At 49.6% G+C, this 10,014-nt stretch carries 15 protein-coding genes; 5 read left to right on the top strand and 10 right to left on the bottom strand.

Translation table 11 applies throughout. The annotated features are described in order from the left end of the window. Positions 1-260: 260 nt before the first annotated feature. Together BLV85_RS13310 and BLV85_RS13315 are read left to right on the top strand one after the other, a co-directional pair. A complete protein-coding gene (locus BLV85_RS13310) occupies positions 261-503 on the top strand; it encodes a type II toxin-antitoxin system Phd/YefM family antitoxin (protein ID WP_090415726.1) in 243 nt (80 codons plus the stop codon). Next, entirely contained in the window at positions 503-763 is a 261-nt protein-coding gene (locus tag BLV85_RS13315; protein WP_090415727.1) for a Txe/YoeB family addiction module toxin, read from the top strand. Before BLV85_RS13310 ends, BLV85_RS13315 begins: the two co-directional genes overlap by 1 nt. 170 nt (positions 764-933) lie before the next feature. Here the strand turns inward: BLV85_RS13315 and BLV85_RS13320 are convergent, their stop codons facing one another. The 6 genes from BLV85_RS13320 to BLV85_RS13345 all read right to left on the bottom strand — a co-directional run bounded on the left by BLV85_RS13320 (position 934) and on the right by BLV85_RS13345 (position 4,752). Beyond that, positions 934-1,155, bottom strand: coding sequence for a type II toxin-antitoxin system HicA family toxin (locus BLV85_RS13320; protein ID WP_090415728.1), 222 nt, complete (start codon positions 1,153-1,155; stop codon positions 934-936). After that, positions 1,148-1,354, bottom strand: a complete 207-nt coding sequence (locus BLV85_RS13325) for a HicB family protein (protein WP_090415729.1) — start codon at positions 1,352-1,354, stop codon at positions 1,148-1,150. Before BLV85_RS13325 ends, BLV85_RS13320 begins: the two co-directional genes overlap by 8 nt. 96 nt (positions 1,355-1,450) lie before the next feature. Continuing rightward, positions 1,451-1,915 carry a hypothetical protein gene (locus BLV85_RS13330; protein ID WP_090415730.1) on the bottom strand — a complete coding sequence of 155 codons (465 nt, stop codon included), beginning with the start codon at positions 1,913-1,915 and terminating at the stop codon, positions 1,451-1,453. 125 nt (positions 1,916-2,040) lie between these two features. Beyond that, positions 2,041-2,328 carry a HigA family addiction module antitoxin gene (locus BLV85_RS13335; RefSeq protein WP_090415731.1) on the bottom strand — a complete coding sequence of 96 codons (288 nt, stop codon included), beginning with the start codon at positions 2,326-2,328 and terminating at the stop codon, positions 2,041-2,043. Between the two features lie 8 nt (positions 2,329-2,336). Further along, positions 2,337-2,615: a type II toxin-antitoxin system RelE/ParE family toxin gene (locus tag BLV85_RS13340; protein WP_090415732.1), complete on the bottom strand. Its 279-nt coding sequence runs from the start codon at positions 2,613-2,615 to the stop codon at positions 2,337-2,339. Between the two features lie 391 nt (positions 2,616-3,006). Further along, positions 3,007-4,752, bottom strand: coding sequence for a DUF4209 domain-containing protein (locus BLV85_RS13345; protein WP_090415733.1), 1,746 nt, complete (start codon positions 4,750-4,752; stop codon positions 3,007-3,009). Between the two features lie 59 nt (positions 4,753-4,811). On the opposite strand from BLV85_RS13345, the gene BLV85_RS13350 reads away from it, so the two are divergent. Further along, positions 4,812-5,219 carry a hypothetical protein gene (locus tag BLV85_RS13350; protein ID WP_090415734.1) on the top strand — a complete coding sequence of 136 codons (408 nt, stop codon included), beginning with the start codon at positions 4,812-4,814 and terminating at the stop codon, positions 5,217-5,219. A 68-nt stretch (positions 5,220-5,287) separates the two neighbouring features. After that, entirely contained in the window at positions 5,288-5,515 is a 228-nt protein-coding gene (locus BLV85_RS13355) for a hypothetical protein (protein ID WP_090415735.1), read from the top strand. A 39-nt stretch (positions 5,516-5,554) separates the two neighbouring features. On the opposite strand, the gene BLV85_RS15735 is transcribed toward BLV85_RS13355, so the two are convergent. The 3 genes from BLV85_RS15735 to BLV85_RS13365 are packed head-to-tail and all read right to left on the bottom strand — an operon-like array spanning position 5,555 to position 6,599. Continuing rightward, positions 5,555-5,770: a GDCCVxC domain-containing (seleno)protein gene (locus BLV85_RS15735; protein WP_090415736.1), complete on the bottom strand. Its 216-nt coding sequence runs from the start codon at positions 5,768-5,770 to the stop codon at positions 5,555-5,557. Then, a complete protein-coding gene (locus BLV85_RS14980) occupies positions 5,752-6,135 on the bottom strand; it encodes a MerC family mercury resistance protein (RefSeq protein WP_143032350.1) in 384 nt (127 codons plus the stop codon). The genes BLV85_RS15735 and BLV85_RS14980 overlap by 19 nt, the downstream gene beginning before the upstream one ends. Positions 6,136-6,194: 59 nt before the next feature. Then, positions 6,195-6,599 carry a MerR family transcriptional regulator gene (locus BLV85_RS13365; protein WP_090415737.1) on the bottom strand — a complete coding sequence of 135 codons (405 nt, stop codon included), beginning with the start codon at positions 6,597-6,599 and terminating at the stop codon, positions 6,195-6,197. Between the two features lie 153 nt (positions 6,600-6,752). Between BLV85_RS13365 and BLV85_RS13370 the strand changes: the two genes are divergently transcribed. Beyond that, positions 6,753-7,715 carry an integron integrase gene (locus tag BLV85_RS13370; protein ID WP_143032351.1) on the top strand — a complete coding sequence of 321 codons (963 nt, stop codon included), beginning with the start codon at positions 6,753-6,755 and terminating at the stop codon, positions 7,713-7,715. A gap of 81 nt (positions 7,716-7,796) precedes the next feature. On the opposite strand, the gene BLV85_RS13375 is transcribed toward BLV85_RS13370, so the two are convergent. Next, the gene (locus tag BLV85_RS13375) at positions 7,797-9,515 is read right to left on the bottom strand and encodes a hydrogenase maturation protein (RefSeq protein ID WP_090415739.1); all 1,719 of its coding nucleotides are present in this window, start codon (positions 9,513-9,515) and stop codon (positions 7,797-7,799) included. Positions 9,516-10,014: the final 499 nt, after the last annotated feature.

Raw genomic sequence — 10,014 nt, forward strand, 5'->3', positions numbered from 1 at the left:
GATTTCGAACCTTTCATGGCGCAGAAATCGCATTATATCATGCACTTGGCGCGCTACCTGAACCGGATGTCGCCCACAGATTCTGCTGACGAGCCTATTTTTCTTGATTCCTGATTCTTAATTCTTTGATCGTGACCTGACCCCTTTGTGCGCGCTGCTTCGCAGTTCTAAATCGGCGCGTGAGTTGGGCGTTATACCTGAAAACCCTAATTGACATTGCGTACGTATAAGCGTACGCTTCTGATCTTTGGAGGTGATTTATGACAATGCTTAATGCGACTGAAGCCAGGGCTAAGTTGTATAGTCTTATTGATGAGGCTGCTGAAACTCATCAGCCAATTGTAATTAAGGGGAAACGGTCCAATGCGGTGCTCCTGTCGGAGGAGGACTGGAATGCTATTAATGAGACGCTTTATCTGGTTTCCATACCGGGTATGCGTGAGTCCATTATGGGCGGGATGGCGACTGATACAGATGAATGCAGCAAGGATCTTGATTGGTAATGTGGGCGCTTCGATATACCAATCAGGCTAAGATGGATGCAAAGAAATTGGTATCATCCGGGCTTAAAAGCAAAGCTCAAGAGCTACTGGAAGTCGTCAGTAAAAATCCTTATCAAAACCCACCACCATACGAAAAGTTGGTTGGTGACCTCGCGGGAGCCTATTCCCGGCGCATCAATATCCGGCATCAGCTGGTGTACCAGGTCATCGAGCAAGAGAAAATAGTAAAAATCCTGCGCATGTGGACTCATTACGAGTAACGGTACAACTCCCATATATAAAGGGGACAGGTCACTAATCAAGAAAAATAAGAGTAACGTACGGGGCTATGGGCCACAAGAATAAGAATTCGCAATTCTAGACCTTATCTTTATTTTTCTTGATTTTTGATTCTTAATTCTTGGGTCGCGACCTGACCCCTTCGTGCGCGTTAGACATTCAGCACCTCGACGAACTCTTCGGGTGAAATGCCGGCTTGCTTGAGAAGACCAACCAATGTTCCGATTTTCAGTTCATGATGTTTGGGTACAACACAGCCAGAAGAACCACGGCGCATCATTATGTGACTTCCGCGCTGACGAGTGACCACGAAACCCAAGTGTTCCAAGGCACGGACTACTTCGGCGCCCGACACGACCGGCAATTTAGGCATGCTCGGGTATTTGGAATGATGTCAGCAGGGGGCGTCCAACAATCGAAAGAGGAAATTCTTCCAAATAGAGTTCTGTTGCCTCACGTAGATTCAGCAATGCCTCCTCGACAGTTTCACCTTGCGTAGTCGTCCCTGTCTCGGGATTGAAAGCCACATAGCCTCCTTCCGGGGCTGGGGTTAAAACCGCTGAAAGTTCCATGTGTTTCTCCTTCGGTAAAAGCGCGAATAGGAATGCCTAACGCCAAGCCCCAGCGGACCCCGCGCGCCTTTGGCGCGGGGTCCGCTGGGGCGCAAGTTAGGAGCATTTTTCGCAGTATACGCTATGGCCTTCACTCCACAGCACGCTATGACCTTCATTCCACAGCATATTGAAAGATTCCCAATTTAATGCACCATTTGGGCGTAGTATATATGACTTCCCAAAGGGTTTCTTATCGTACAAATACTTACTTGATAAGTCATTGAGATGCTGCATGTTTTCGTGCTTTTTCGGAACTGGATAGCGCCCATTCCACATAATGTATTCTGACAATATCTCAAGCAATCCTACCTGCTGTACTGTAACCGACACGCCTGCGTCTTTAGCTAAGTCAGATAGTTTATGGCTGTTTGTATTCGGTTCCTCTCCTTTTGCAACCACTATGGCTTTATACAGGAGTTCAAGAGACATACCGCATAGCATTCCATAGACAGGACCGGTGGCAATTTTCATGCTAAAACCTTTTCCCAGCCCCAATTCTTCGGTAATTTCTTTAGACACTAGTAGTGTCCATGCTAGCCCATAGGGCTCCAGCTGATCCTCGTAGATCGGATGACTTGTTATACCAGTATGTCCATTTGATTACCTTGGTTTGCTCCTAGCTAACGTTATGTGATGGGTTGAGACTACGCAGCAACAAGACGCTTGACCTGCAGTTCCTTGCGGTGCTGCTCAGCATTCCAAAGGTCATACTGGCTTTGCTGGTTGAGCCAACTCTCTGAGGTAGTATCAAAAGCAATTGACAGCCTAACAGCCATTTCAGGGCTGATACCGGCCCGTCCGTTTAAAATGGCGCTCAAGGTTTTCCGACTGACACCCAGGGCCCTTGCAGCCTCGGTGACAGATAGATCTAGCGGCTCGAGGCAAAGCTCTCGAATAACTTCACCAGGATGTGGTGGATTGTGCATCAGCATGCGGCACCTCAATGATAATCTTCATAGTCCACGACCTCGACATCCTCGCCTTCAAACCGAAAGGTAATCCGCCAATTTCCACTGACATCAACTGCCCAAGTTCCAGATCGATCTCCTTTTAGTTCGTGAAGCCGAAGCCCTGGAAGATTCATATCCTTCGGTTGCCGTGCAGCATGAAGACGGCCGAGTATTAACCGGAGTCTTTTTACGTGCTGGGCCTGGATTCCCGAAGTCTTTCCCGTTTCGAAGAAGCGCTTAAGGCCCTTATGCTTGAAACTCCGAATCATGAAGCTTAGTGTAACCCGACACGTTTCGGGTGTCAATCACATACAATTATACGTCCGAAATGACGTATATAAAGGGGGCAGGTCGCTAATCAAGAAAAATAAGAGTAACGTACGGGGCTATGGGCCACAAGAATAAGAATTCACAATTCTAGACCTTATCTTTATTTTTCTTGATTTTTGATTCTTAATTCTTGTATCGCGACCTGACCCCTTCGTCTGCGGGCATCGATTTGACCGCTCAGTTTTTCTGAGTATGTTTTTGCCAGTGCTCTTAATTCATGTTCTATGGGCATTAAATTTCCTTCGGTTGCGGATGTTCTTGTAGAGCTAACGCCGTGCTCTGCGGCAAATTTGGAGCGTAGCGGAAAACTTGTCCGACAGCAGCACTTTGTTAGGCATTGCTCTCTCTCACTTGTGACAGACAAAGCATTACATGCATAACTCTGTCTGCAGTTGAATAATTAAATGCACCCGCTGGGCTAATTCCATGGCATACGTCATTTCTCACGTTCCATCCTCTTTGGTCAGTGAGAAGCATTCTGAAATAGAAAGACGTGTCTGAACCGAAACAATTCTCAACTCTTTCATCTCTGAGCAGGTCATCAAACGTTCTTAATTGCAACCCCCCCTGCCGATTCCTTCTCAATGTTGCACCACCCATCAACTCAACTAGTGTTCTAATCGCAGCTTCTGCCTGGGGAACCAGAATATGGATGGCGGACATGTAATCTTCTTCCAAATAGGCTTTCACGCCTTTTTGCACTATATCCTTCTTTGAATCTTCAAATATCGGCGACTTCAGAATAAAGGTCGTTACGTCATCGGCACTCATCCCATAAACCTCTAAGGCTTTTATAAATGAATGCCTGAGAAAGAATGAGTCAATACCCATATTCTGGGACAGCTGATGAATAATGTTTCCTTCTAAATCGTCTTCAATGCTACCAATAGTTGCTACAGGTCTACCCTTATGGTCTTGCAGAGTTTTGGTAAATAAATAAGTTAGCGGGTGTTTCTTGGCCAGATCCAGTACTTGTTGTTGAACCTGATCCTTTTTAGGGAGAAACTGAATCGCAATCCTATTGAGGGTCTTCTCAAGGCCACCGCTCGTCATAGAATCCAGGTAGGCATCGAGCTTTTCTCTAGGTATCTCCATGCTATGAGAAAACTCCTGCATGCTTTCTACGACTCCCGGGCCAACCTCCGAAATTTTCTTTGAAACTCTTTCCGCGCCCTCTTTCATGTTAAAGCCGATATAGATATTGTGTACGTGCTGAAGCCAAGATGAAGCCTGCATTGCTGCCAAACCTTCACAGGCACTCTCAAAACAACGTCCAACAACATCAACTACTCTGATTACCTCATCGTCCATTCCTTTGCTTCGATAATAGGTAGCCAGAGGAATACCTGCTGACTCACAAACCCAAGGGGAGCAATCTTTAGAAACCCTTTCCAATCGACACTCAAGGTCCTCTATTAGTTTTTTCTCTTGAACTTTAGATAAATTCCTACATTTACCTAATACAAAAAGATCAAAACAAAACCCCCAGAGTCCCGCCTTATCATCTTCTGCAATTCTGTCTTCAAGGTTAATGGCACTTTCAATGCATTTTTTTACCAGATCAGTGTTATTTATAGCAAAAGCTACTCTATAAGCTCTTGTGACTTTCGTAATAGCTTCGGTTGGGTGTTCGCATAGATCGTTATCGGTGACTTCAAGAAGGGTATTCACATAATCGATAGCGATTTTGTAGTCAGGCTTTCTGCCAATGGCAGCTTCTGAAAGATCCCATACAAGCCCGGAATAGCGAGCTTTCATCAAGGGATTTTTGGTATTTTGTGACCGGGTTATCCAATGAGCAATAACGTTGTCGTTAACCAAGGAAAGACTCGGGCTTTCGTAGGCCTTACCATCATCGCCAACCCATACCATCATTGGGCCATAATATGTGCCCCAGCCATTCTGTTTATCCAGGTAATCCTCACAAAACCCAAACGCTAGTCTTTCAGCAATAGCTTCTGGGCTTTGATCTTCTTTTGTGACCTTATTGATCTCGGAGGAAATCGAATGCTCGCTAGTTTTCTCTTTTGACTGTTCCAGCTGATCTATAAGTCGGGCTAGCTCATCATTCATCATAGGTCCTTATTTTGGTTGCCTAACACAGAGTTAAGCGGCGCTGCCGCGAGGAAATGAGCATGAGCAACGAGCCAAATCGGCAGCGTCCGCTTGAACGCCCTGTTGGGTTGCAGCCAGACACCACATCAAACGCCGGGCTGATGCGTAGCGTTGCAGACCTTGCCCCGTGGTCGCATCACCGGATGGCAACCGAATTGTTGCGCGCTGGCGCGGATGAAATTGACAGTCTGCTCCAGCTAAATGAAGAACTCCGGGGGATATGCGGACTGATGCGCGTGGATAACGAATACGCGCACCGGCTCGCCGTGATGCTGGAATGTGCGTTGCTTGACCGGAAAGGCGCATGGGACGACGGGCATGCGTTGCTCGACGAATATCGGGCTGCTAATCGTGCTGCGGGATGGGAGGTTGCGACGAACATCCACGGTGAATTTGCGACGGAAACTACCCTGCAACCCAACACCTGAGTTAAGCCGACTTGCGAAGCAAGTTCGGCTGCATTGAATTGTTAGGTGGCAAGCCACCCGGAGGAAATATGACGATCATTGTTGAAGTAAAGAATGAAATCCTCGGCGACAGCGAGTTCTGGCGGGGTGACGAAAGCCGAATTGCAGAGATTCGCAACATCCCGGCACGCATGACAGCGGAGCAGGTTGTTGCCGACGGGAAGCCGCGGGTTTCTGGCATGTGGCACGTCCGGCAGGAATTGCCGCCTAACGCCTTGCATGAGGGGCGCAGTTGTAGCGGAGCCCGAAGGGCGTAGCGAAAAGTGCGTCCCACTCCATGCAATTGTTAGATGCCATTACTCGCAACACTTGCCTTCCTGTATTGGAGGGCATTTAATCGTACCAAAGCTACAAAAAACACAACAATCTCCCGCATTTGGTTTTAGGATCCTTTTGCAGGACTCGCAGTCATAGAAATATTGGCATGCGTCAGTTGGCATGGTTTCTGTTTTTTGATGACCACAGTGGGGGCATGTGATTTCCGATTGAAGCACTATGCCTGTGCTACGCATTGATTACACCTCCTGGCTTCCAAAGTGTTCCAAATGGCAGAAACCACCAGCCCAACCAGCGCAGAGTACAGTAGCCATCCCAGTAGCGAAATGTTGTAAACAACCACCAATGCACCAAAGCACACTACGGTTAAGGCTAATGGCCCGTACTTGCCATGTTTCCGAAATGACAGAAACGCGCCGAAAACTGCCAGCAGGCCGAATATTTGCACGATGTACGCAATGTACTCGGAGTAAGGCAGTAAAGCAGATAAACCGACTGTGCTGGCAACGGAAGCAAGAAACGGAAGGCAGCAAGGAGCCGCAGCGGCTACAGCTGACACACTACTTCCGACACCACCAAAACTTAGAAGGGATTCTTTCATGGCATGAGACCTTGACTATTAAGACACGGTCAGTGTAAATCCCGTACCTAAGTACGGCGTCAATTTTTTTCTTCGATCAGGCTCTCTATGATGGGGCACCCCTCATAAGGCTTGCGATCTTTGCAACTAGCAACGGCTTGCTCCAAGACGGCTTCGATTTTGGCAAGATCATTCAATTTTTCACGCACCAGCAGCAACTTCCGGTTAGCTACGCTCTCGACCTCCGCGCAATCGGATGCTGAAAGCTCAAGCAGGGAGGAAATTTCCGACAGCGTGAACCCAAGCGCTTGAGCGCGCTTGATGAAATACAGACGATCACGGTGAGACGTCGAGTAGTGCCGGTTCTCGCCGTATGGGCGCTCCGGAATATCCAGAAGCCCCCGCCGCTGATAGTAACGAACCGTCTCGACCGAAACTCCTGCACTTTTAGCAAGTTCACCTATTCTCATGATCATGGATGGCATCTAACTACAATTATACGTCCGAAATGACGCAATATATTACGTCACAAATGAAATCTATCACGGCAATACTCATACTAACTCCTTAAATTTTATGGAAACAGGCCGATTTAGGTTTCATTGTAACAATCTATGTTAGATCCACGGATGGATATTATGAACAAACCCCGGCTTTTGGATCAGGTGCGAGATAAGCTTAGACTAAAACATTACAGTTATCGTACCGAGCAATCATATATTGCCTGGATAAAGCGTTTTATTTTCTTCCACGACAAGCGGCATCCAGAAACGATGGGGGAAAGGGAGATTGAATCGTTTCTGACTTTTCTTGCTGTTAAGCGTAATGTGGCGGCTTCCACGCAGAATCAGGCGTTGTGCGCGCTGCTGTTTTTGTACAAGGAAGTACTAGGCCATGAAATAGCGTGGCTGGAGTCAGTGCAACGCGCCAAGCGGCCAGCACGTTTGCCGGTGGTGCTCACAGTACAAGAAGTACTCAATCTGCTTGATCACCTGGAAGGCCGTTCCTGGCTTATGGCGAGCATTCTTTATGGTGCGGGCTTGCGTCTAATGGAATGTGTACGCTTGCGAGTCAAGGATGTGGAATTTTCCCGTCAGGAAATAATTATCCGGGAAGGCAAAGGCGGCAAAGACAGGGTGACGATGTTGCCGTCTTCCCTGATCGCGCCACTGCAAACACATCTTGAAAAAGTGAAGATACTGCATGCCCGTGATTTGGCGGAAGGGTATGGTGATGTTTATCTGCCATTCGCATTGGCACAAAAATACCCGAATGCAGGCAGGGAATGGGGTTGGCAGTATGTGTTTCCGGCAAGCAAACGTTCGATTGATCCTCGTTCCGGTAATGAGCGGCGGCATCATATTGATGAACAGACTTTGCAGCGTGCAATCAAGCAAGCAGTGAAAGTGGCAGGGATTCATAAACCAGCCAGTTGTCATACTCTGCGCCATAGTTTTGCCACCCATTTGCTGCAGGCTGGATATGATATCCGTACCGTGCAGGAATTACTCGGCCACAAGGATGTTTCCACCACGATGATTTATACCCATGTATTGAACAAAGGCGGCAAGGCGGTAGTCAGTCCGCTGGATCAGTTGTGACGAGGGGCGGCCCTTGCATGGCAGGGCATGCTGCTATCATGCAAGCAAAATGATTTCGCGGACGTGGTTTGAATGACATAGTCATTCAAGGCATTCTGGCACAATCCGGCGGTGCCTCGCCAAATAAAGCGGTGTCCAGGCATGGGGCAGTTTGTGGACGAAGTGGTAGCGGGCGACATGGTAGCTGGGATCGAAGCCATAAAAATTGAGCTGCATGCGTGCGAGTTCTTCGGCGCGGTATGCCGCCAGGGGCTTGTGGTTTTCATCCTGTTGGCGCTGGCTTTGTTTGCGTTGCAGCAGGCTTGCGTAATCCGGACTGTTTGCCAGCGCTAGGGCGATCCGGGTGATTTTATCGCGGAATGGCTGGTGTTCGAGATCGAAGCAGTCATCGATCAGGCCGATCGCGCGCGCTTCATCGGCGCCGATTGGCAGGCGGTTGCCGGTCAGGGCTGCTGCCTGTTGCGGTGTGACCCGTTTGGGCAGCAGATAGGTCCAGTATTCCGATCCGTACAAATTGCCCATGCTTTTGTAATGCGGATTCAGGATCACGCTCCGGCGTGCATAGATATAGTCGGCTGCCAATGACAGGAACACTCCCCCGGCGCCTGCATTGCCCTGCAGGGCGGCAATGGTCAGCATATGGGTGCGGGTGATGATGGCTTGCACCAGGTCATTCATGGCATTGATATTGCGCCAGGATTCATCCGCAGGGCTGGCGGCGGATTCGATCTGGTTCAGATGGATGCCGTTCGACCAGAAGTCCATGCCCCCCATCAGGACCAGCACCCGTATATCTTGCTGCGCCGCGTTCAGCAGAGCCTGCCTGAGGCGTTCGCATTGCTCACTATCCATGGCGCCGTTATAGAACGAAAAGTGCAAGAAGCCGACCTGGTTGTGCTGTTCAAACCAGATGTTGTGGTAGCGCTGCGCGGCAGCTTCCGGGGAGGCGGGGGTGATTTCGGGCAGCTGCATGGCTGATTCCCCCAGGGCCTGCGTGGCGGGTAGCTTGTAGGGGGGTGCCTGCTCGGATTTTGCCTTCAAATGGCCAATCCATACCGCGCCATCGACCGTTGCACGGCAGATCGCACCCTGGCTTCTGGCAATGAGTTCACCGGGGCAGTTGCCTTGCAAATGGGGCGCTTGATGTGCATCGAACAGCAAGAATTGCTGCCCGCACAAGGTATCCAGCACACCGGGAAAACCATCGGCCGCATGAATTTTTTTGATGACGGTCTGCGTGTCATCACGCAGCCAGTCGATGGCACGATCGGTCTGCCGCATCAGGGCATGGGGGCGTCCTTGCACTTCCGGCTGGGTGTAGTCCAGCGGCATGGGGCGGAATCGCCCGCTCTGATAGCGCTCGATTGCGCTGCAGACGGCTCTGACTGCCGCCTGGGTGACTTCATGCCGGTAAAGACTGCTTTTGGTGGCAAATCGCATCGGAAAGGTTTCCGCCGCCCAGATATCCCCCGCATCCATTTCGCCAGTGGCCTGCAGAACGGTCACGCCCCATTCAGGCAGTCCGCGCATGATTGCCCAGTCCAAGGCGGATGGGCCGCGATCACCGGCGATGCCCGGATGCACGATCAGGCAAACATGATGGCGCCAAATATGCGCCGGGATGGCGCGCTTCAGGAACGGTGCGAGAATCAGGTCTGGCCGGAACAGCTCGACTGCCTCGGTCGTGACCGCATCGTTAATGTCGAACTCTATCGAGATTTCATGCCCCAGCCGCGTCAATTCGACATAGAGACGCTGGGCGAGGCTGTTGAAACTATGAGTCAGAAACAGAATTTTCACGCTTGACTGGTTATTCCCGGAATACTTCTTGCTGGCTGGTGAACGATTCTAACCCGGTTTGCAAATTGGCGGGCCGGTGAAATGTGCAGCTTCAAGCACAGTCAGGTGGGGGTAACCACGAATGGACACGAATAGACACGAATGATTCGGTGGCAATGCACACATGGATTGGTTTTTGTCATGCAGTAGGGTGAATATGTGATAACCGGTCCAATCACAAGTGAAACGCAATCGCAGTGGTTTTCATTATTCGTGTGTATTCGTGTTCATTCGTGGTTTGGGTTGTAATCACCGGCTAATGCATACGAAGCGGGCACTGGCTGTCGATTACGGTGCGCTTGCGCACCCTCACACCTCCGGTCATCGCCAGCAAGCCATCACACGATTAAAAACCGGTGCACAAGTGCACCCTTGTATATTAATAGTGAGCAGCAAACTTGCTCAACACTGTAAAGTAACAGCGTTTTCTGGGGAAGCCGTTGCACCCTGAGGTCTCGAA

The sequence above is a fragment of the Nitrosomonas halophila genome (assembly GCF_900107165.1).
GTDB lineage: Bacteria > Pseudomonadota > Gammaproteobacteria > Burkholderiales > Nitrosomonadaceae > Nitrosomonas > Nitrosomonas halophila.

What these genes read in the sequence shown, in the direction of transcription:
- BLV85_RS13310 (WP_090415726.1), top strand. Translation starts at nt 261, where the DNA reads ATGACAATGCTTAATGCGACTGAAGCCAGGGCTAAGTTGTATAGTCTT.
- BLV85_RS13315 (WP_090415727.1), top strand. Translation starts at nt 503, where the DNA reads ATGTGGGCGCTTCGATATACCAATCAGGCTAAGATGGATGCAAAGAAA.
- BLV85_RS13320 (WP_090415728.1), bottom strand. Translation starts at nt 1,155, where the DNA reads ATGCCTAAATTGCCGGTCGTGTCGGGCGCCGAAGTAGTCCGTGCCTTG.
- BLV85_RS13325 (WP_090415729.1), bottom strand. Translation starts at nt 1,354, where the DNA reads ATGGAACTTTCAGCGGTTTTAACCCCAGCCCCGGAAGGAGGCTATGTG.
- BLV85_RS13335 (WP_090415731.1), bottom strand. Translation starts at nt 2,328, where the DNA reads ATGCTGATGCACAATCCACCACATCCTGGTGAAGTTATTCGAGAGCTT.
- BLV85_RS13340 (WP_090415732.1), bottom strand. Translation starts at nt 2,615, where the DNA reads ATGATTCGGAGTTTCAAGCATAAGGGCCTTAAGCGCTTCTTCGAAACG.
- BLV85_RS13345 (WP_090415733.1), bottom strand. Translation starts at nt 4,752, where the DNA reads ATGATGAATGATGAGCTAGCCCGACTTATAGATCAGCTGGAACAGTCA.
- BLV85_RS13350 (WP_090415734.1), top strand. Translation starts at nt 4,812, where the DNA reads ATGAGCAACGAGCCAAATCGGCAGCGTCCGCTTGAACGCCCTGTTGGG.
- BLV85_RS13355 (WP_090415735.1), top strand. Translation starts at nt 5,288, where the DNA reads ATGACGATCATTGTTGAAGTAAAGAATGAAATCCTCGGCGACAGCGAG.
- BLV85_RS15735 (WP_090415736.1), bottom strand. Translation starts at nt 5,770, where the DNA reads ATGCGTAGCACAGGCATAGTGCTTCAATCGGAAATCACATGCCCCCAC.
- BLV85_RS14980 (WP_143032350.1), bottom strand. Translation starts at nt 6,135, where the DNA reads ATGAAAGAATCCCTTCTAAGTTTTGGTGGTGTCGGAAGTAGTGTGTCA.
- BLV85_RS13365 (WP_090415737.1), bottom strand. Translation starts at nt 6,599, where the DNA reads ATGCCATCCATGATCATGAGAATAGGTGAACTTGCTAAAAGTGCAGGA.
- BLV85_RS13370 (WP_143032351.1), top strand. Translation starts at nt 6,753, where the DNA reads ATGAACAAACCCCGGCTTTTGGATCAGGTGCGAGATAAGCTTAGACTA.